Below are 20,555 nucleotides of genomic sequence, written 5' to 3'. Positions count from 1 at the left end.
ACTAATTAAATCGTCTGATGAATATTGTTATCCACGGCGATTAGAAGCTGCATTAAAGAGGAGTCAAAGAGAAAAATCGTCCGATTTGGACGAGTTGGACGTGCGATTCGGTCGATTCGCACTCATTCGCTATCGAGTTTCAGCTGTTTCCTATACTGGCTTGGGGTCATTCTTTTGAATTGCTTGAAAACGGCATTAAAGGTACTTTTTGAGGAAAACCCAGCAGATAGAGCTAGATCAAAAAGTCTCTCGTTGGGATTAGAAGAAATTTGAGAACAGACTGTTTTTATTCTGTATTCGTTGACAAATTGATAGAAGTTCTTATTTGCTTGTTGATTGAGGATTTCAGATAAGTGATGACTACTTAGGTTGGTATACTTTGCTAGCACGTCTAAGGTAAGTTCACTTTCTAAATAAGGTTGCTCATCTTCCATATACTGAACGATGTTTTCTAATAATTTGGTTTTAGTTTGAGAGTCAAAGTATTGTGGTTTGGTTGTCGAGTTGAGAACTTTCGTTGAAGTTTCACTCAAGTTATCAATCGCAAATAAGTTTGGCTTACGCCATTGAGCCATCGAAACGCTATATATCAATGTAAAGGCTATGAGATCACTTACAATACCCAAAGAATAATTTGCGCCGATTATTATGCTGACAGTTTCTGTCAAGAACATCCCTGCGTACAAACTTAATACTATCCATAACCAAGTAAATATTTTGGGATTAAAGTTGGAAAGCGTGTCACGTGCATGGCGTCCACTTTTGGTTATCAGTTTGACACTCAATGCTAAATAAAAAAATGCCTGTACGAACATAATAATCTGAGTCAGCAGTAGAATGTTTTCTTTATGTAAGGCGTTATTGGCGATGTTGATTTTTTCGGCAGGGGTAGAAAATAAAAAATCTATATTTAAGAGAATACAAAGTAATAACGGCGTAGCATGAATACAATCCTTTATATGGAATGACTTTTTAATTATCGATGACCGAAAATATAAATATAAAAATGCACCAAAACTGGCGGGAACAAAGTAGCCCCATCCAATTAAATTGGCAAAAAAAGTATCATTAGCATGCACTACAATCAAAGGGCTGCAGAAATAAAATGCTTGAAAAAGACACCAAACGCCCATTATGCGCCCAGCATTGTTAACACCAGCACTAAACAAGAGCATTGCTGCTAATAAAGCCCCTTGGAATGTTCCGATGGCATGAAGATATTGCATTGGCAAGGAAATAAACAGCATTGGGATAGTTGTAAATAGAAATCAGATATATATTTAATGTTCCTAGATTAGCAGATTGCTAAACTTATTGTTAGCTGTGTCTGACATATTATTCAGTTTGAGCTGTAGAGGTAATTCCAGCGAACAGAGCAAACGAGGCTCACCCATTAGAAAGTTCCTGTCAAGCAGACATTTGTGTTTACTTGGTCTTTCATTTAAAAAACCAAATGTTCTTACTTTTTGAACTCACTTTAAATATGGATATATCTAGTAATGGCGTCGATTTGTGTGAATATGCACCAGTCACTCATATGAATTAAGGCCAATGGCTTTCGCCTCAGTCATCGTTGAGTACCAATGTCAGTGCACTTTTGGGCTGAAAAGCCGAGGATCAAACCTTGACTTCAGCATCAAAGCTTTTGATTGACTGCTTCTCGCTCATGGCTGTCTGTCAAATGAAGTCTAAACTTATTCTCTTAAATTGTAAGATCAGATATGAGCTAGTAAAGGTTAATTTGTTAACACCAAGCGACTTTGTCGTATCTTAATTACCAAGCAATTCTGTCGTAATTGCTAATTACCAAGGGAAACTGTCGGTCTCTTTTTTACATGTTTGTTAGTGTTCTTGTTTTTGAATACTAGAAGGCATGTTGAGGATGATTGTGATGGATTCTAAAGCTCAACTAACCGTTGATATAATTGCCAAAGTGGTTGAAGGCAGAATAACAATTACCAATGCTGCTAAGTTACTCAGTAAGTCTAGACGTTCAATAGAACGCTATGTGAAGAGATATCAGAAAGTCGGTATTCAGTTTGTTGTGCATGGTAACAGTGGCAAAGCCCCATCCAACAAAACGCCGGTATCAATAAAAAAAGCGGTTCAAAAATTGATTCAGGAAAAATATTACGATTTGAATCTGTTGCACTTGGCTGAACAATTAGCTACGAATGAGAACATTGTTATTAAGCGTGAAACCCTTCGCGGTTGGGCACATGATATTCATCACGTTAAACGAGCCAAACGAAGACGTAGCAATGTTCGAAAACGCAGAGAGCGTATGGCAGCGCCGGGCTTAATGATGCAGATGGATGGTAGTCCCCATCGTTGGTTTGGCGATAAGAAGCATTGTTTGATTGCGATGATTGATGATGCCACCAGTGAAGTACATGCAGAGTTCTTCCCATCTGAAACCACCGCTGGTTGTATGAAAGTCATGCGAGATTGCATCGAAACTAAGGGCGTGTTTAAAACGCTGTACGTGGATAGAGCGGGTATCTTCGGCGGCCCTAAGCGTTGCAACTTCTCACAAATGCAGCGTGCATGTGAAGAATTGGGTATTGAGATTATCTTCGCCAATTCGCCTCAAGGTAAAGGCCGTGTTGAACGTGCCTTTGATACATTTCAAGACCGTCTTGTACCTGAGCTAAGGCTTAACAATATTAAAGATATAGCCAGTGCTAATGCATACCTGAAACATGTATTCATCCCACAATTCTGGCAGTCTAGAATTCAAGTGAAATCAAAGCAAGCGCCTGAATTTACACCATTATCGAAACACACCAACCTTGATGATATCTGCGTCATTAAAGACCATCGTAAGATCCGCAATGACCACACCTTCAGCTACGGTAACAAGTTCTATTTGATTGATTCACCGCTAAAACATTCCATAGCTAATCAGAAAATTGAGATCCGAAACACCAGCAAGAAAGGCTTCACCGCACACTTCGCAGGGCGGCAACTCAAGGTATCTGAAGTAAATGAGCCAAGTAAGCTTGAATCAGAAGACTTAGCAGTACAAAAGAAACTAGAGGTGTTGGCATTAATCGAAAAGCTTGGAAGTATCAGTGCAGCTTCACGACAAAGTGGCGTCTCACGAGACACTATTCACCGACACTTAAGACTGGTTAAGCAAGGCGGTCCTGATGCCTTAAAACGCCAAGAAACTCCCGATATAAGACATAAAAACTGTGTAGATAAAGCCATCGAAGATGCAGTCGTAAAATTCTCCGTTGAGCATCCCCACCTTGGTCAACAGAAAGTGGCCATCAAGCTGACTGAAGCCCTCGGTATTGATATTAGCGCAGGCGGTGTGCGTAGCATGTGGTTAAGAAACAATTTGAATACCACTGCACTGAGAGTTGCAAGGTCGCAAGCGTTGTAAGAATAGGCATAAATCATAGCCAGTTTAACAACTGGCTGATATGCTATTTACGACAAAGTCGCTCGGTAATTAGACCGACACAATCCCTTGGTAATCACACTAGTAAAGGTTAATTTAAAGCAATAGTTGGTTTACGTTTATTTCATTTACTCTTAATTCATTTCTCTTTGTGCAATATGTTTTGTCTTTGCCAGAATAAAACGAATACTTTCAACTTGATGGGTGAGGCCAATTATAGTGAACGATTCACAAAGAGGGTATGATGCGCTGCGCTTTTAGAGCAAAGGCTAATTGAATAAGTCTTAACTAACCTGTCAGATTTATTTTTTTTATTATGATCAAATCTGACAGTCGCATACGTGCCACTTGTGGACACTCATAACTTTAGTCACTTGTTATAAGCCATCTTTAGCACCATGCGTAAACAGTAAAAATTTGGGGGCATAACCTGTAAATACAATATGCCCAGATATATATGACATGCCAAACGTCACAACACCTAAAAGCCAAATAATATGATCATATGGTTCTGCGAACGCAAAAGTTACAGTAGCTAAAATAGCAAACAATGAAAGTACAAAGATGAAACCCGATAGAACCCTAAACGGAGTTCTAACTTTTGCTAATTGTTCCCTTGGTAAACTCATATCTTCCCTCGTCTTATAACGCTTACAATAACGCGAAAAACCGAGTGCTTTGGCACGAGGTGCCAGCGAGGATTTTTTCCAATGAGCGAAGCGAATTCTGTTAATTGTTTTGTTAGTTTCCATTTTCAACAAACTTATTCAACAACTTTTCAGTTAGCATTTGCGCCTGTTCAATATCTTGAAATTCCATATTTTGATGAATACGCTGCTTGATAAAATCTAATTTCAAATAAATATCGTTATCCTCTACTATTTTTAACCCAAAGTCTGCATATGCTATGACTTTTAAATAGTTTGGGTTTCCAGTGTCAGGATCGTAATTTTGATACTCTTTTACCAGCCTTAATATTGACTGCTCTCCACCAGTCAAAGCAACACTTTCGGAAAGGCGGTATTTCAATTTATTAAATTTAACTCTTTGCTTTATTGTGTCTTCTCTGCTTAATTCATCTAAGCCTTTACTTTGAAAATATTCTCTATCCGAAACAGCCCATAACTCTGCTACGGCATTATCGGAACCTAATTCAATTGCTTTAAAAAGTAATTCAACAAAATCATCAGATATAAAATTAAATTGTGAACAGCGCTCAAAACGAGACAAAACCTCTTCGATATACTCGTAGGGCTCACCCACCTCATTTACTTTGCTCATCCATTTATCAAGTTCATCTTGAGTTTTGGGTATTGCGCTGCAACGACGTATTTCTTTTGCTTCAAGTAAGTATTCTTCTGCCGATGCAAGTTCACTAACACCTATATCAGTTTCAATCGTTGATTTTTCTTTGCGCTTTAAGTCTTTAGAAACAGCGTTTTCACTATCATTTTTATCGCTAAACTTTTCAATTTCACTATGTTCTTTTGTAATAAAATAGAAAACAACTAAGGCCAAAATTGATATAGCAAGAGCAAATTTTTTCACGAAACCTCGACAGGAAACTAACGCCCTAATAATGGGCAAAAAATTGTTGGCTAAAATGTTGAGGAACGAAAACAGCCAACTGTTTTTTTCCTTATTAATTAGCTTGTTATCAAGCTATTTAACCACAAGTTTAACGGATTTACCTACATTAAGTCTGTGTGATACCAGAAATATATCTAATGTTAAATTTAATGGCTCTATCTTTGATTTTTGAGGCTCTAGCCAAGGGAATACCAATTTCATTACTCCATTATCTATACGTCCAGTCATGGGCGTATCCGGAAATATTAAATCAGGTTGTTTTCCTTCGGTGAGTCTAACGTAAACACCAAAATCTGAAATTTTATATGAACTGCTTTCTGGAAGAGATACGCTTAACTCTATAATTCCGAAATCAGAACAAGCTGAACTTCGTTTGCTTGATCCCCGAGACAAACTACCTAATTCTACTACTGGCTCTGGCACTAGCTCCCAAAAGTAACCGTTTTCGGGTTGTTCAAGGGTAACCGCATTCCAACTATCGGGAATTGGGGTAAACATTCTCCAACCAGCAATTGAACAGGCAAGACTGTTGAATGAGACCAGATTACAAAGTAGTAAAAATAATAGTGAGTATTTCACCGAGCTTTCCTTGCTTGCTAACGCCGCAATAAACGGCGCATAGGTTGGCGCTGTTTTTGCTAGCTTTTTGTTTTTAGCAAAAACCGCGACAGCCGTATTGCGTCCGATTTAATTGCCTTGATACTCATTGAGCCTCCTCCCCAGCATCGCGATTATTCGCTACGCTGAAAAGGCAACCAACCTTACAGGAGAAAGCTCAATGAACTTTTACAATAACATGCATCCATATTATTGTGGAATCGATTTACACGCGCGATTACTTTACGTCTGTATCATTGATAATACAGGACTTATACTTGTTCACAAGAAAATTAAAGATGACCCAGAAGCACTATTAAAACTACTAAAACCGTATATCGGTGATATTGTGGTTGGCGTAGAATGCATGCATTGCTGGTATTGGGTCGCTGACTTTTGTAAAGAACACACTATCGACTTTATTCTCGGTCATGCGTTATATATGAAGGCGATTCATGGCGGTAAAGCCAAAAACGATAAAATAGATTCATATAAAATTGCCAAACTCATCCGTGGGGGGAACTTTCCACTTGCTTATGTGTATGACAAAGATATGCGTGCTACGCGCGACTTATTACGCCGAAGAACTAAAATTGTTCGCCACGGAGCTGATTTAAAAGCCCATGTCGCCAATACCGCCAGCCAGTACAATTTACCTGCCCACAACGTGAATTTAAAGAACGTCTGCGACAGAGAAAAGATGCGCTACTACTTCCCTGACCCCGTTGTGCAACGATCCATTAATTTAAATATGGCCATACTCGATTGCTATCACAGCGAGCTTAAGCCTTTAGAGCATTATATTGAACAAATGGCCAAGCAACACAATCCTGTTCACCTTAATATCTTGCAAACAATAAATGGTATAGGCCGCATTCTCGCACTTACCATTATTTATGAGATTGGTGACATTAATCGCTTTTCAAGCGTACAAAAGTTCGCTTCATATAGTCGGTTAGTCAAATGTAAAGCAGAGTCTGCCGGCAAAACCTATGGCACCCAAGGCAACAAAATTGGCAATGCACATCTAAAATGGGCGTTCTCCGAAGCCGCTGTATTGCTGCTGCGTCACAATCACAACGCCAACAAATACCTCGAAAAACTACAAAAACGAATGAGTAAAGCCAAAGCACTGTCAGCGCTTGCGCATAAGCTTGGTCGCTGTGTTTATTATATGCTTAAAAAAGAGACGGTATTCGATGAAGCAAAATTCTTAAAGAGTTAGTCACGGTATTGAGTGAGCTGAACATCTAACTGGATATAAGGCTGAGCATCAATCAATTGGGTGAGTTAATAACCAACAAGGTTTAACCTGATTATATGCCTACAGACCTAAGCCACTTGTCTTGATTAGACGCTCAGTACGCGTGCATTAATACAATAAACAAAGTCGCTTACACCTGACTTGAGCCTGAAACTAACTGGATCATAATGATGAAACCAGCCGCCTTGAATAGTGCCATGATGAGGTTAACCGATGAATGTCTAGTGCCCCAGCAACCCCAAAAGGATATGGGAAAAAGCTGGCTGCGATGAGATCGCAATAAGAGAGCCTCTATATGTGTTTGCCGTAAGCTACTTGCTTAACAGCCGCATCGACATACGAAGTAAACGAATTTGTTTATTGATTTAGAATTGACCGTCAATTTATAAAAACGGTCAAAAAGAAAACTAATGCCTATTGACAGAGTTAAGGCTCATATGTGTTACATTTCTTTACGCTGAATAAATGTAGGGCAATTATAATGCTCACCTATGCAAAAGCCTTGCAATTGCCTCAACACTTTTTTCATGTCTGGATTTTCTTCTACTTCGTTTTGCTCACAATCAGCTTCGCAAATAAAAATAAAATTATTAGCTGTATTTATTAGGCTGTTTAACGCGTTGCTAAACTCTTCATATTTAGGAAAAAGTAAATACTCATTTTTAGTTACAACGGGAGTAAGCTTTATTACTACATGCCCAACATAAGAAATATTTAACCCTTCATAATATATTTTAGACTGTCCAGCATCTCCTGAAATCTCTCCGATAAGAATATTGTTGAAGTAACAATATTCTTCCTTACCTTCCCCAAACGGGTACTCAATTCGCCTGATAGAAAGCTTATCTAGAAAGCCCTTACTAACGACTAGTTCAAGTACATCTGGTTTATTAGTATACGTTTGCATGCTCTCTCTAGGAAATGTAACATGTTTATAGCGAGCGAATCGCGCGTTCTTCTACCACAGCGTCGCTCGTTTGTCTGAATTACTCATTTGTAACAAACTTCTTAACTATTTGCCAGCACTAGCAAAATATAGTAGTTCTGGTTTGTACTTAAGGACAAAAACGAGCGATTAGGTCGTTTTCCTGACTATGGAAGCAATATACTTTGACGAAATTAAAAAGTAACTGTTAACGACCGCTTATCGCTGTCTGTCAGATGAAGTCTAAATCTATTCCATTAAACTTTAAGATAAGATATGAGCTAGTGCAGATTAATTAAAAGCATTGGCTGATTACGTTTATCTCATTTACTCCTCATTCGCTTCTCTTTGTGCGTTTTTTAGCTTTGCGTTATATAAAACGCGCTACTTTTATTGGTTGAAGCTCATAAAGTGAATAATTCACAAAAAGGGTAAGAGGCGCTGCGCCTTTAGAGGAAAGATTAATTTACAGCATTGGCTGATTTACGTTTATCTAATTTACTCCTCACTCATTTCTATTTGTGCAATAGTTTGCCTAAAAGACGTTTTTATATAAACAAACACAGCGTTTACAAACCAAAATATACATTGAGTTTGTAAACGCCGGCTTTATTTATTACCAACTATACGTTGCACTTAACGTATATTGCTCACCGCGCCCGGGTGTGCCGGGTATTTCTTCAAACGATTCATCCCACACATTGTCTGCAGCTAACGTAATAAATAAATTATTAATAACGGTTGGCGTAATTTTTAGCGACAATTGCGTAAATAATGCGGTGTCTTTACCATTGCGTAGTGCGTTTTCGTGCTGTTTTCGCCACTCGTTATCAACCCTCATTTCTATTAGGTCGTTTGGTGTCCAAATTGCACCTAAGGTAACACGGTGATCAGGAAAATTTAACGCGTAAAAACTGGCGTCGATGTCTGCATCACCATAGTTTTCTGACTTATTTAAGTAGGTGTAGCTTGCAATGAGCTCGGTTGTATCAAAATACTTATTCGCAAAAAATTCAACGCCGGTGGCGTCTATGTCTACCGGATTAGCAAAGCGGGCAGAGCTAGAGTCAAAACTAAAAGTCCAATCGGTTAGGTTGTTATCCTCTCGGTAAAAAACTGCTGAATTAAGCTGCCAGGTTTGCTCTTGTATTAAATAGCCAAGCTCTAGATTTTTAGTTGTTTCGCGCTCAAGGTTGTAATTACTTCTAAATAACCCGCCTTGATCACTGCCACCAATAGCGGTGTAGCCTGCAACTTGGCTCGCTTGCGCATACGATAAGTAAACGGTTTGCTCAGAGCCATCACTGTTTTGAGTGTTTAGTGAAATATCGCCAATGAGCGATAACTCAGAGTCATCTCGGTTTGTGTCGTCAAAAGCTGCACCTAGGCGAAGTGTTAATAGCTGGTTTTGTTTAAGGTCGATTTTATACTCAGGTAATACGCTCAGTTTGTAATAAGTGCGTGAGGTAAAATTATTCTCAAGTGTGGTCGATTCTATTTCATCTTCAATATATTGCGCTGAATAATTTACTGCAAACGAGGTGTTTTGTGCATGGCTTCCTGATACCGCAATCGATTTTACTTTAGTTTCATGAAATGCTTCAAAGGCGCTTGGGTTCTCACGAGAAAATACATAATGGTCGTTGTGTTTTCTGTAATATGCCGACACCTCAAAATGGCTATTGTCAGCGTAATTTTGCTGGTGGTTAAGCATGAGTAAGCGGGTTTCTAGTTCTTCTGTTTCGTTTACGCCAAATGGTGTGTACATATTTGGCCAACCAAAAAACTTTTCTTGTGAGCCATACAGCACATCGGTTTGCGAATCCGTACCTATTAACTGTATACGCGCAGAGGCGCGGTTAAAATCGTGATCGCCGTTTTCTATTGAACCGTCACTTTGTGAATGAGAATATTCGCCCTCAAAGCCCAGCTGCCAATTTTTAGCATCGTCGACATCGGTGCTTATTCCTGCGTAAATACTTTGTAAGTTAAAGTCGTTTGTACCGGTACCTACAGAGACATTGCCGCCAGTTTTGATGGGTTTAAAACCAAACGAAATCGATCCCACAGAGCTGTTCATACCGTTTAAGGCATTGTCGGCCCCAGTTAAAACGTAAGGTCCAGTTAGCATTTGCGGTGCAATTGGGAGCTCAGCAACGTAATGACCTGTTTGAGGGTCGAGTAGGGTAGCACTGCCGACTCTAAACCCTGTGTTTTCGAAAATACCGCCACGAATTGTTACATCAGCCTGGGCTTCTGCCATATTACGTGATTGTAAATCAACACGAGGGTCGTATTCTAAATTAGAGACGGGGGAGTCAAAGGTACCAACGGGTAATTTATTTGCCGTGGCCGATGCCTCAACAGTAATTTGTTCTATTGCTGTTTCGGTGTTGCTTGTAGCTTGCGCATAAGAAAAAGGTGTAACGCTGCACAGCAGTGCAGAAAATATAAAATGCTCAGTGCGATTCATGGTGTATCTCATAATGTGTTTAGGCACTAATAAAAACTATATAAAGCGGGTGGGCTAGCTTAACTTAGTCAGTACAATTTTGTGCGCTATTGTACAGTAATTATAAAAATCTGCATTTGATAATCATTTGTATAATTAACGCGTTACAATACATATGTATTTTAATTAACTTTATTGAGTTAGATAAACGATGACAGTTCAGCAACACAATACACTTTATTTTGCCGGCGGCTGCTTATGGGGCGTGCAAGAATTTATGAAACATTTACCCGGCGTTATAACAACCCAAGCTGGGCGTGCTAACGGCGCAAGTAATACCACGCAAGGAGAATACGATGGTTATGCCGAGTGTGTGAAGGTAACGTTTGACTCAAGTGTTGTTTCACTAAATCAACTGTTTGACTATTTTTTTGAAATTATTGACCCCTATAGTATTAATAAGCAAGGGGAAGATGTAGGCCCAAAATACCGTACAGGCATTTACAGCAAAAACCTAAGTCATCTAGACGCAGCTAGCAATTATATAAATAAGCGCAGCGATGCCGATAAAATTGCTGTAAAGGTGGAGCAGTTAACCAATTACGTACCAAGCGATCCAGAGCATCAAGACCGATTAACTAACCATCCCGATGATTACTGCCATATACCGCTAGATTTATTGTATAAGTATAAATTGTAAACTTGATACTTAACGCTATGTAAGTAATTAGAAGCTATTGCTTCTCGCGCAAGCAAGCTTAGCGCCTACAAAATAACACCCACAAAAAAGCTCACATTTTGTGAGCTTTTTAAAAACTAACTTTAAACTTACTGCTGCTTTTGCGGCGGGAAGTTACTTAAAATATTTGCGACTGTTTTTTTAATTGAGGCTTCGCGTTGCTCAGGTGTTTGTTTTTTCTTCAATCGGCCTTCTTTAGCACCGCGCCATATTAGTTGATTAGATGCACTGTCTACAATATCGATAACCAATGTACCCACTTCGTATTCACGCGCTGTTGTGTCTCGTTGAAAACCAGTACCCCAGTAACCCCAACGGTTACTGTAACCAGTATTAAATGTATCTACTTCTAATTCTTTATCTACCGATGCATGATAGTTAACTAGTACGTCAGCTTGGGCTGCATTTACTAATGTCATACCAAGGGTGTTTGTAAGCTCATTATTTACCGCAGTACGCACGCGTTTTTCCATTAAACCGTTAATTTGGTAGTTGTTGGTGTCTTTAGTTAAACTCGCGTTTTCTACCCAAGCAAATGTTTTAAAATTACTAAAGTTAGCTGATTTATCGTAATCCCAATCAGGGGTTTGAGTACAAGCGCTAAGTAGTGCTAGTGCTGCAACAATAAGTATATTTTTCATTACGTTTGCTCCAATAAAATGCATTACCTTAAAATAACACACCTTATATAAATGTGTATTATTAAAAGGTTCTAAAAATTAGTTTAGTGTGATGAATATGAATGACTAATTAATACTAATTAATACTAATTAATACTAATTAGCCACTCAAAAATTTAATGCTCTACTTCTATCCAATCTTTTTCATCTACCCAGTTTTGTGCGCCATCTTTTACCGAACGAATCGGCACAATGTAGTCACAACTTATTTGCGGCTTAACTGAGGCAAATATAGGCACAAAGCCAAAGCTCAATGCGGTTTCTATAATTGCTTTTTGGTTTTGCGGGTCAATGTCGGCCGCTTCATCAATATAAATAGGTATACGGTACAGGTTTTGTTCCTGATCGCTTAATAAGTAACGAATAAACAACATGCCACACAATAACTTAATAGTAATACGTGTGCCATTTGAGCCGGCTGAGTCTATTTTTTCAAAGTGTTCGGTTTCGCCAGCGCGGTTTACCACTTCAAAACGAATATCGAACAAGTCAGTTAATGTAAGGCCTGCTTTGTCTGAGGCGAGTTTTATTAAGTGATCTTTTGCTTCGTTTACTGCGCTTTCGCTGTAAGGTTCTTGGCTTAATAAATCAAGCGTGTCGCCTTGCTCAAACTGATGCGACGTACTGATAATGGTATCAATACTATCAACCAGCATTTTGCGTGGTATCACGTTAATTTTAAACGCTTGCAAGTTAGAAATACGGTGCTGGCTTATGCCTTTATTAAAGCTATTCATTTCGCGGCGAAGGCGGTCTAAGTCTTCACGCAAGCCCTTAATCGTGGCGGCTACTTCGGTTAGGGCTACACGGCCTTGGCGCTCAACGGCATCGCGTTCGTTATCAAGGTTATGAAATGCGCTAATAAGCTTTTGGTATTTAGTAAATTCGTCGGTTTCGTTGTCGAACTTAGTAATGCCTGCGTTATACACATGCAAATAGGTATTACGCACGTTTATGTCAAAGTTGCGAAGCTCTTGGCAGTCTTTATTAAAGTGATGTACTAAGTCACTTAAGTTATCAAAGTCGACTGTTATATCAATCATGTATGGGGTCACTTTACCGCTGTATAAATCAAGCGTGTGATCAATTCGCTCACTTTTAACTTGGCGAAGGCGTTCGGTTTGGCGATTAATTTGTTCTTGCTTAGATTTAATTAACGAGCGTCTGTCTGCAATTGAGCCACTATTTTTTTGAATGTCTTGCAGGTAATCGTCAACTTGTTCGCGCTCTGCTAATAATTGCTCTTTTAGCATGGCTTGCGCGTCTACCGACTGCTGCATTACTTCAAATTGCTCTAAACGTTTTAGTGCTCCCTCAAGACTCATTAACTCGTCGTAAAGTGCGTCTTTTTCTTTTTGTTTATCGGCAACATTGGCTGCCACTTCGCGCTGTTGTTTAAACTCTTTTAACGCGTGTTCAAGCGCACTTAACTGCGCGGTTAATTGCTCTTTGTTTTCGCCGCTTTGCATGTGTACTGGCGAAAGCTTTTTAAGTTTAATACTTGCACCTGGCAAAGTAAGCACACCGCCTTTAACGTTATCGCTTAATAATGATAAAAATTCCCCAAAGGCATCCTCGTCATCAATGGTTATATCGCCATTAGTGGTTGTTGCAAACGAGAGTAGGTCGGGGTTTAAGAGTCGCGATATTTCTTCTACTTCTTTAAGCGATAGGTCTTCGCGCATACGGGTGAACAAATTAAACTCCAGGTTTTTAAGCTGCAGTTTTAAGCTTTTAATTTGTTTTTGCGTTTCGCTAATGCGGTAATCAAGCGTGTGCAAGCTTTGCCCTTGTGCGCTGGTAATAGAGTGCGAAAGCGACTCGTAGTCTTGCTTAAGTTGGCCAAGGTTGGTTTTAATTGTGGCTTTATTTACCAGTTCAAACTCGCTTTTAAGGGCGCTGTAATCTAAAAACCATTGCTCAATTTGAGTTTGTTTGCGCTCTATATCGCGCGATTGCTGTACGTATAGGCTTTGCTTTTGCTCAAATTCATGCTTTTCGTGTTCAATGTCTTCAAGTGCTATACCAAGTTCACTAAGCTGCTCTTCTTGGTAGGTGTCAAAGTCAATGAGTGCTTGGTCAATTTTAGGCGCGTACGCTGCTAATTTACCTTTAAGCACGGTTTGATTTTCAAGCATTGATTCAAGTGCGCTTATTGGCTCTTGCATTGATTCAAGGGCTTTTAATTCGCGCTTAGCCCGGTTTACTTTGTCAAACGAGCGACGCCATACTTCGTAAAAATCAACCTTTGAGTTTGACATATGGCGCTCAAACACTCGCAGCATAAAGCGTTTAACATCGCTTGCGCCCAATTTGTGTAAGTTAAGAATACGCCTAAAAATTTCTTTATAAATAGCGGAGTCTTGCACGTTATTAAGCGGGATCATTTTTAAATTAATGTCGCCGTCAAAGGGCGTTGCGCCGCCGGTAAGCAGGGCGTTTAGCTCTTGTGCTTTTAACTCAATAGGATTGTAATTAAGCGACTTTAAATGATTAAACAGCTTGGTAAATTTAATTATGGTATTACCTTGCGTGTACTGTTCTAAGTCGAGCTTGCCCTGATAACAAAAGTACTGGTGCGCGTAACCGGCTATTTTACCCAGACCCGCTACACCAATAACCACCGAGCCATGGGGGAGGTTGGCTTCAAGTAAAATGTACGACTGAACCGATGAAAAATAAAACTTACGGGTTTCATCTAAATCGTGCCCGTCCCATTCGGTAAGGCGTAAATCGTTTATAAGCGGAAATTGTAGGGCGTTAATAACCGAGCTTTTACCGGTATTATTTGGCGCACAAATAGAGCTGCTTTTATCAAGCGGGATCACACACTTTGCATAACCTGCGGTATTAAGCAGGGCGAGTTTACTCAGTCCGTATAAGTTGTTCATTCCTCGTCCTCCGTAATGTAGGTTTCTTCGTTTACTTCCATTAATGCATCAATGTAGCGGTGAATAGGGGCTTGTAGCATAAAGCCGCCTTCTACTTCACGGGCAAGGCCTAGACGAACCATACGTAGGTAAACATCTTTTCGTAAATCTGAGCCCGAAAATATCTCAAGCTGATCAAACAAGTGCTTGTTTATTTGCACTAAGGTTTGCATCAGTTCTAAATCGTTTACTTCATCAAACAGGGCGCGCATTGGGTCTTTACCTGTATTGGCAAAGTGCTCAATTAAAATGTAAATAGTGAGTGCGATAGCGCGAGATATTTTACCCATATTTGGCGTACTTTCGTCGCTGGCAAAATAGTAAAAGCCACGGCTATCGTGTTTTATGTCATGGCCTAATGCGGTAAATAGTGCGCTGTAAGATTCAATGTGTTGGTCGAGTTCTTGCCACATTACGTTGTCTTGTTCGCAAATGTGATAACCCGCAGTTAATTTTTTATTGATTGCTTGCAGGTGAGTGAGTTCTTCTAGGTTTATATGTGTCATGGTAATTACTTATCTGCCTTAGTATTAGGCTGAGTTGCTGAATCTGATGCCTGAGAATTAAATGGGTAAAGTGAAAAGTGTTGGCCGGCAATTTTAACTCGGGCTTTTTCATCGCTTTGGCTAATTTCAATGTCGCTATCACTGACTAATTTTTGATATAAAAAGAGCATTTCGTCGGCGTCTAAGTCGGGGTAGCTTTCATCTAAAAACTGCAGCAGCGGCTGTGGTTTTTTACGTTTTTTGTTAAAGCGTTTAGCAAAGCTTGTTTTTACATCGTTGTAGTCAGGAATGTTAGGCGTTACAAATGCGGGTACGTCTTGTTGTTCGGGAAGTTGATATTCTTCATGTTCAAATTCTACCAAGCTTGCCATGTACGCGATAATATGGCGTTGTTGCCCAAGCGAATAACGCTGAGAGTCGGTTACAAAATTAGGTTGTACAGCGCTTAGCATGTTATCTACGCCATTTTTACGCACAAGGCCGAGCACTTTGGCCGCTTGGCGTGTAACTAAGTTATTTCGGCGTAGCTCTTCGCGCAGGGGCATGAGCATATCGGCACTTTTACGCAAACTCTCTCGGCCCATTAGGTTCATTTCGAGTATGCGAGTTCGTAGCTGTTCTAGCATGCGTTTGTCGATGTATGCTTTACCAGAGCGTTCAATAAATTCGATTTGTTTACTGATTTGCTGCTCTATTATTGTAAAGCAGGCATGAAAATCGCCCCTAATATCGACCATTTCAAGCATGGGCTCTATATATTCGTCAAAGGCTTCAATTACTGCTTTGTAGCGTTTTTGTAGTGATTGCACCGCATTGTTTGATTTAGCTTGTTCAACAATATTTAAAATGGCGTTTTCGTTGTGCGCGTAAAGTTTCATTATTTTACGTACCCGATCATCCATAATACGGCTAAATCGGCGTAAATCGTCAAAGTCTTCCATGCTACCAGCGTTATCTAAACGATTACCTAAACGGGCAAGATCGTCTACTAACACGCTAATTTCTTGTGCTAAGCCCAAATGCTCTTCTTGCAGTAAAAAAGTAGCAAAGTCAGCAATTGCACGGTTAATTTCAAGCTGTGATGATTTAGCCAGTGGAATTAAAATATCTTGATTGAGCAAACGGTTTGTTTCTTTGTAAATGCGCTCGTTGTTCCACGTGGGTTGTTTTTGCTTTATCGCATTTTGCACGTCTTTTAGGCTAAAGTCGGCCATTTTAAAACGTTTAAATAATAGCTCTAAAACTCCCCAATGTTCGCTAAGGGTATTTAGTCGCTTTTTAGCTGGGATCATAAGGTGTTACAACATCCTAGTAATTTATTATTGAGAATTTAGAAGCGTCTCATTATTACGTATTCTAATTAATCTAGCCTGTATATGGTATTCGTTTTTAAGACTATTTAATAATAGTTTTTGTATAGCCGCAGTGCTAACATTCGCGCCGAAAATAGGCACGTCGAGAGGGACTTTGCGTGTGTTCTTTAAAACAATATCAAAGGTTATTTAATACCCATGGTTTCCACGATTATTCTAACCCTGATAGCGATCGGATTTTTATTGATTGTTATAGAAGATATCATCCATGTAAATAAAGCTAAAACCACGCTTTTTTTTGGCACGCTTTGCTGGATCCTCCTGTTTATTTTCCCTTTGCATGGGCAAAGCCCAGAGCAAGTACAAGAACTCCTTAACGAAAATATTTTAGAGATAGCATCGCTGTGGTTGTTTTTAATGGCCGCCATGACCTTTGTTGCTTATTTAAATTCAAAAGGGTTTATCGAAAATATTGTGCACAGAGTAATGCCAACAAGTATTAGCGAACGCAAGCTGATGTTTTTGGTTGGGGTATTTGCGTTTTTGTTTTCGTCGGTTTCAGACAACGTAACGGCTACGTTAATATCGCTTGCTGTAGTTATGTCGTTAAAACTACCGCCTAAAAAGCTTATAAAATATGCCACACTTATTGTGTTTGGTGTTAACTCCGGTGGTGTGTCGTTAATTACCGGTGACGTAACAACCTTAATGATATTTTTAGATGGCAAGGTAACCATTGCTAACTTATTACTGCTTATTGCGCCTGCATTTATTAGCGTTATGCTGTTAGCAGCAATGCTAAGTGTTGGCATGAAAGGGGATGTAACCTTTTCAAAGTCTGGAAAAAAACGCATAGAAAAAACCGATATCACCATTGCAGTTATTTTTGTATCTACAGTTATAAGCATACTTGCGCTGAGTGTAATTTACAGTGTACCGCCTTTATTAACTTTTTTATGTGGCCTATCAATCATGTTTTTAGTGGCGCAATTTTTAATGCGCAAAAAAGACATAAACAAAAATATTATCGACTACGTACGCGACATAGAATACGACACCTTACTGTTTTTCGTCGGGGTTTTATTATTGGTAGGTGCATTAAAAGAGATTGGAATGCTAAGTAAGTTTACCGACCTTTACACCGTTATGGCGCCACAGTACGCTAACTACTTAATGGGTATTTTGTCGGCCGGGGTTGATAACGTACCGCTCACTGCTGCTTTACTAAAAGCTAATATAGTAATGAGCCAGCAAGATTGGTTATCGTTTACTTATGCAACTGGTGTTGGTGGATCTATGTTAATTATTGGATCGGCTGCGGGTATTATTGCTATGAGTAAAGTAAAAGAGCTAACTTTTATGAGTTACTTACGTTTGTCGCTCTATTTGTTAGTAAGTTATACCGTGGGTTATGCGGGCGCTTATTACATGGGCGGGTTTGTTTAAGTTTTGCTTAACAAACCGCATTAAAACGCTTGACAGCTAGACGTCTAAACGTTAACTTTCAAACCCCACTTTATAGTGGGGTTTTGTTTTATTAGCCATTGGTTAATACAACATTCAGAAGAGGTGCGATACTTAGGTATTTAATGGTAGGTGACGAACGCCCATAACCATTAAAGAGGGAAGTACTCGCCGAGAAAACCAACGTTACGTCGATGTTGTTTTTCGGTTTATGGGGCTGAATCCTCAAAACTGTCACCAATCTAGGTGGAGAGCTTCTGGCAGTGGATTTACCTTCAAGCATTCACTTGCCAAGTTCTTCTTGTTTTATCGCGGTTTGGATACCGCAAAAGGAGACTAAATGACTACCCAATCAGTGCCGCAAACAGTATCGGACGTTAAATCAGATTACATCGTTGCCAAATTTGGCGGAACCAGTGTGGCTAACTTTGATGCGATGAGTCGTTGTAGCGAAATTATTGTTGCCGATAAAAGCGTACGTATTGTTGCTGTGAGCGCCAGTGCCGGCGTAACTAATCATTTGGTTGCACTGTGTAAATCAAGCATCACCCCACAGCAGCGCCAAGAACACATTGACGGTGTGCTAGCCATTCAACAGGCTATTTTAGATGAGTTATCGCTTGATGCCGATTTAGCAGTAGGTTTTAACGAAACTTTAAAAGCATTTCAAACGCTAGCGCTTGAAACACTGACAACTGATCAGCAGCACGATGAGTTACTTAGCTTTGGTGAACGTTTATCGTCGTATTTATTTGCGCAAGTGCTGCGTTTAAAAGGCTTAAATGCCGATCGCTTTGATGTACGTAAAGTACTTAAAACAGATAGTCAGTTTGGAAAAGCAACGCCAAATGTAAGCGCAACAGCACAAGCTGCTAAAGAATATTTGATCCCACTGTTAGATGACCAAGTTATTGTAACCCAAGGTTTTGTTGGTAGTGACGAATTTGGACAAACAACAACGCTTGGCCGTGGTGGGTCTGACTACAGTGCCGCTTTACTTGCTGAGGCAATAAACGCCAAAAGCGTACATATTTGGACTGATGTTGTGGGTATTTTTAGTACCGATCCGCGATTATGTGTAAAGGCATCGCCCATTGCTCGCTTAAGCTTTGATGAAGCCGCTGAAATGGCTACCTTTGGTGCAAAGGTATTGCATCCTGCTACTATTTTACCCGCTAGCCGTAGTCATATTAATGTGTTTGTTGGTTCAAGCCGCGAGCCTGAACGTGGTGGTACGTGGATAGAGCGTGAAAAATCGCAGCAGCCAGGAATTCGCGCGGTAACCCAACGTAAAAATCAAATTTTGCTCACCCTTAAAAGCCCTGAAATGTTATTGGCTAGTGGCTTTTTAGCCCGTGTATTTACTATTTTAAGCGAGTTTAATATATCGGTTGATTTGGTAACTACGTCTGAAATTAGTGTAGCAATAACGCTTGATAATGCGCCTAACGCGTCGCGCCCAGAGCTCGACCAAGCGTGTTTAGATAAGCTTGCTGAATTTTGCCATGTATCGGTTGAAAACAACTTAACACTGGTGGCACTTATTGGCTCTGAGATTCAACTTCGCCAACACGAAATGAACTTAATGCAGGTATTAAGTGACTTTAATATTCGCTTAATTTGTCATGGAGCAAGTAAGCACAATCTATGCTTTTTAGTCGAACAAAGTGAATCTGATAATGTGGTTCAGGCTATTCATAGTCGTTTGTTAGAAGCTTAACTAGCAATACCAATTCGCAATAATACTTAATCATTTTTAGGGGCTAAAAGTGTCGCTATCTGCATTAAAAAATTCTCATTTAGAACAACTAAATAACGAATTTTTTGCCTAGCTATCAACACGTTTATCTATCCTCGAAATAGATCACTTAATTTAGCGGGTTGGTATAAGCGAGACATCGGTTAACAAAAAGCACCGCCAGCCGGTGCTTTTTTTATGCACTAAGGTTAAATCAAACGTCTCCGTTTGCATGTTTACTACTTGGCTGCTTGCGGTCAAGCTTACTAAGGTTAATTCGTTAAATACGTTGGGGCTAAGTAATTTGGCAATAGGGCGACTAGTTGCTTTAGCTAATGACTCTTTTAATGTCCAAATTCTAAAAAAGGTATTGGCTTGGCTTTGCGTATTAGGTTGAGACGTAATTAATGTAACTTCGTCTGTGTGGTAAAAATGCTTGGCTAGTTTTTCAAACGGGCGCGTTAAGCTAATTTTTTCAAGGTCGAAGCCAAACGTCTCGCTTTCTAAATTTAAAGCAACCCCAACAAAACCATGAGAGTGCGATATACACGTATTAATAACGCACTCGTTAATATGCAGCTCTAATTTAGCTGTGGATTGGTTAAAACTTGTGTTAATGGCATTTAATGGCACATTTGAAAATTCAGGGAAGGTGGATTTTACAAGCAATTTTAAAAGTAAGCGGCTTGCTACATATTCTTTTTTAGCTATTTGGTTTTTACGGCGGTTAATAACGGTTAATTCAAATTCGCTGAGTAAGCTCGCCAAGTTGTAATTAGCCAAACTAAGTGTATTAGCGTCGAACAAAAAAACGGTACTTTTGCTTTTAGGTAAATTGGCAAAATCTGTTGGCGTTATGGTTAAGGCGTTATTAAAAAAATGTGCGGTCATATCAGCTCAAAAAGTAAAAAGTCGTTGTTATTGTGAGCAGTTAACGCGACAAACAAA

At 39.5% G+C, this 20,555-nt stretch carries 16 protein-coding genes and 1 riboswitch; of the genes, 5 read left to right on the top strand and 11 right to left on the bottom strand.

The window, feature by feature from the left end; all coding sequences use genetic code 11:
- Positions 1-122: 122 nt before the first annotated feature.
- A complete protein-coding gene (locus tag PS1M3_RS09345) occupies positions 123-1,247 on the bottom strand; it encodes a helix-turn-helix domain-containing protein (RefSeq protein WP_138740059.1) in 1,125 nt (374 codons plus the stop codon).
- Positions 1,248-1,882: 635 nt separating this feature from the next.
- On the opposite strand from PS1M3_RS09345, the gene PS1M3_RS09340 reads away from it, so the two are divergent.
- Positions 1,883-3,391 carry an ISNCY family transposase gene (locus PS1M3_RS09340; RefSeq protein ID WP_203983756.1) on the top strand — a complete coding sequence of 503 codons (1,509 nt, stop codon included), beginning with the start codon at positions 1,883-1,885 and terminating at the stop codon, positions 3,389-3,391.
- 395 nt (positions 3,392-3,786) lie between these two features.
- On the opposite strand, the gene PS1M3_RS09335 is transcribed toward PS1M3_RS09340, so the two are convergent.
- The 3 genes from PS1M3_RS09335 to PS1M3_RS09325 all read right to left on the bottom strand — a co-directional run bounded on the left by PS1M3_RS09335 (position 3,787) and on the right by PS1M3_RS09325 (position 5,578).
- Positions 3,787-4,161: a hypothetical protein gene (locus tag PS1M3_RS09335; protein WP_138740058.1), complete on the bottom strand. Its 375-nt coding sequence runs from the start codon at positions 4,159-4,161 to the stop codon at positions 3,787-3,789.
- On the bottom strand, positions 4,151-4,957 hold the full coding sequence (locus PS1M3_RS09330) for a hypothetical protein (RefSeq protein ID WP_138740057.1): 807 nt from the start codon (positions 4,955-4,957) through the stop codon (positions 4,151-4,153). Before PS1M3_RS09330 ends, PS1M3_RS09335 begins: the two co-directional genes overlap by 11 nt.
- A 114-nt stretch (positions 4,958-5,071) precedes the next feature.
- Complete coding sequence (locus PS1M3_RS09325; RefSeq protein ID WP_203983754.1) at positions 5,072-5,578, bottom strand: hypothetical protein; 507 nt, start codon at positions 5,576-5,578, stop codon at positions 5,072-5,074.
- A gap of 199 nt (positions 5,579-5,777) precedes the next feature.
- On the opposite strand from PS1M3_RS09325, the gene PS1M3_RS09320 reads away from it, so the two are divergent.
- Positions 5,778-6,821: an IS110 family transposase gene (locus tag PS1M3_RS09320; protein ID WP_203983636.1), complete on the top strand. Its 1,044-nt coding sequence runs from the start codon at positions 5,778-5,780 to the stop codon at positions 6,819-6,821.
- 481 nt (positions 6,822-7,302) lie between these two features.
- Here PS1M3_RS09320 and PS1M3_RS09315 read toward each other — a convergent pair whose 3' ends face one another.
- Positions 7,303-7,767, bottom strand: a complete 465-nt coding sequence (locus PS1M3_RS09315) for a hypothetical protein (RefSeq protein WP_138739814.1) — start codon at positions 7,765-7,767, stop codon at positions 7,303-7,305.
- 634 nt (positions 7,768-8,401) lie between these two features.
- A complete protein-coding gene (locus PS1M3_RS09310; protein ID WP_138739813.1) occupies positions 8,402-10,258 on the bottom strand; it encodes a TonB-dependent siderophore receptor in 1,857 nt (618 codons plus the stop codon).
- Between the two features lie 190 nt (positions 10,259-10,448).
- Between PS1M3_RS09310 and PS1M3_RS09305 the strand changes: the two genes are divergently transcribed.
- Entirely contained in the window at positions 10,449-10,937 is a 489-nt protein-coding gene (locus PS1M3_RS09305; RefSeq protein WP_203983752.1) for a peptide-methionine (S)-S-oxide reductase, read from the top strand.
- A 128-nt stretch (positions 10,938-11,065) separates the two neighbouring features.
- Here the strand turns inward: PS1M3_RS09305 and PS1M3_RS09300 are convergent, their stop codons facing one another.
- The 4 genes from PS1M3_RS09300 to PS1M3_RS09285 all read right to left on the bottom strand — a co-directional run bounded on the left by PS1M3_RS09300 (position 11,066) and on the right by PS1M3_RS09285 (position 16,384).
- The gene (locus tag PS1M3_RS09300; RefSeq protein ID WP_203983750.1) at positions 11,066-11,617 is read right to left on the bottom strand and encodes a DUF4136 domain-containing protein; all 552 of its coding nucleotides are present in this window, start codon (positions 11,615-11,617) and stop codon (positions 11,066-11,068) included.
- A gap of 155 nt (positions 11,618-11,772) precedes the next feature.
- Positions 11,773-14,547, bottom strand: coding sequence for an ATPase (locus PS1M3_RS09295; RefSeq protein WP_203983748.1), 2,775 nt, complete (start codon positions 14,545-14,547; stop codon positions 11,773-11,775).
- Positions 14,544-15,092: a hypothetical protein gene (locus tag PS1M3_RS09290; protein ID WP_203983746.1), complete on the bottom strand. Its 549-nt coding sequence runs from the start codon at positions 15,090-15,092 to the stop codon at positions 14,544-14,546. Before PS1M3_RS09290 ends, PS1M3_RS09295 begins: the two co-directional genes overlap by 4 nt.
- A gap of 5 nt (positions 15,093-15,097) precedes the next feature.
- Complete coding sequence (locus PS1M3_RS09285) at positions 15,098-16,384, bottom strand: hypothetical protein (protein ID WP_203983744.1); 1,287 nt, start codon at positions 16,382-16,384, stop codon at positions 15,098-15,100.
- Between the two features lie 219 nt (positions 16,385-16,603).
- On the opposite strand from PS1M3_RS09285, the gene nhaD reads away from it, so the two are divergent.
- Together nhaD and lysC are read left to right on the top strand one after the other, a co-directional pair.
- Positions 16,604-17,851, top strand: a complete 1,248-nt coding sequence (gene nhaD / locus PS1M3_RS09280; protein ID WP_203983742.1) for a sodium:proton antiporter NhaD — start codon at positions 16,604-16,606, stop codon at positions 17,849-17,851.
- Positions 17,852-17,961: 110 nt separating this feature from the next.
- Positions 17,962-18,134, top strand: a riboswitch (Lysine riboswitch).
- Positions 18,135-18,209: 75 nt separating this feature from the next.
- Positions 18,210-19,589, top strand: coding sequence for a lysine-sensitive aspartokinase 3 (lysC, locus tag PS1M3_RS09275; RefSeq protein ID WP_203983733.1), 1,380 nt, complete (start codon positions 18,210-18,212; stop codon positions 19,587-19,589).
- A 153-nt stretch (positions 19,590-19,742) separates the two neighbouring features.
- On the opposite strand, the gene PS1M3_RS09270 is transcribed toward lysC, so the two are convergent.
- Positions 19,743-20,498 (bottom strand): 4'-phosphopantetheinyl transferase superfamily protein, encoded by a 756-nt coding sequence (locus tag PS1M3_RS09270; protein WP_203983731.1) that lies wholly within the window; start codon positions 20,496-20,498, stop codon positions 19,743-19,745.
- Between the last annotated feature and the right edge of the window lie 57 nt (positions 20,499-20,555).

The sequence above is a fragment of the Pseudoalteromonas sp. PS1M3 genome (genome assembly GCF_016865405.1).
In the GTDB taxonomy this organism is placed as follows: domain Bacteria; phylum Pseudomonadota; class Gammaproteobacteria; order Enterobacterales; family Alteromonadaceae; genus Pseudoalteromonas; species Pseudoalteromonas marina.
This window is presented reverse-complemented; position numbering and strand designations above follow the sequence as displayed.

What these genes read in the sequence shown, in the direction of transcription:
- PS1M3_RS09345 (WP_138740059.1), bottom strand. Translation starts at nt 1,247, where the DNA reads ATGCTGTTTATTTCCTTGCCAATGCAATATCTTCATGCCATCGGAACA.
- PS1M3_RS09340 (WP_203983756.1), top strand. Translation starts at nt 1,883, where the DNA reads ATGATTGTGATGGATTCTAAAGCTCAACTAACCGTTGATATAATTGCC.
- PS1M3_RS09335 (WP_138740058.1), bottom strand. Translation starts at nt 4,161, where the DNA reads ATGGAAACTAACAAAACAATTAACAGAATTCGCTTCGCTCATTGGAAA.
- PS1M3_RS09320 (WP_203983636.1), top strand. Translation starts at nt 5,778, where the DNA reads ATGAACTTTTACAATAACATGCATCCATATTATTGTGGAATCGATTTA.
- PS1M3_RS09315 (WP_138739814.1), bottom strand. Translation starts at nt 7,767, where the DNA reads ATGCAAACGTATACTAATAAACCAGATGTACTTGAACTAGTCGTTAGT.
- PS1M3_RS09310 (WP_138739813.1), bottom strand. Translation starts at nt 10,258, where the DNA reads ATGAATCGCACTGAGCATTTTATATTTTCTGCACTGCTGTGCAGCGTT.
- PS1M3_RS09305 (WP_203983752.1), top strand. Translation starts at nt 10,449, where the DNA reads ATGACAGTTCAGCAACACAATACACTTTATTTTGCCGGCGGCTGCTTA.
- PS1M3_RS09300 (WP_203983750.1), bottom strand. Translation starts at nt 11,617, where the DNA reads ATGAAAAATATACTTATTGTTGCAGCACTAGCACTACTTAGCGCTTGT.
- PS1M3_RS09295 (WP_203983748.1), bottom strand. Translation starts at nt 14,547, where the DNA reads ATGAACAACTTATACGGACTGAGTAAACTCGCCCTGCTTAATACCGCA.
- PS1M3_RS09290 (WP_203983746.1), bottom strand. Translation starts at nt 15,092, where the DNA reads ATGACACATATAAACCTAGAAGAACTCACTCACCTGCAAGCAATCAAT.
- PS1M3_RS09285 (WP_203983744.1), bottom strand. Translation starts at nt 16,384, where the DNA reads ATGATCCCAGCTAAAAAGCGACTAAATACCCTTAGCGAACATTGGGGA.
- nhaD (WP_203983742.1), top strand. Translation starts at nt 16,604, where the DNA reads ATGGTTTCCACGATTATTCTAACCCTGATAGCGATCGGATTTTTATTG.
- lysC (WP_203983733.1), top strand. Translation starts at nt 18,210, where the DNA reads ATGACTACCCAATCAGTGCCGCAAACAGTATCGGACGTTAAATCAGAT.
- PS1M3_RS09270 (WP_203983731.1), bottom strand. Translation starts at nt 20,498, where the DNA reads ATGACCGCACATTTTTTTAATAACGCCTTAACCATAACGCCAACAGAT.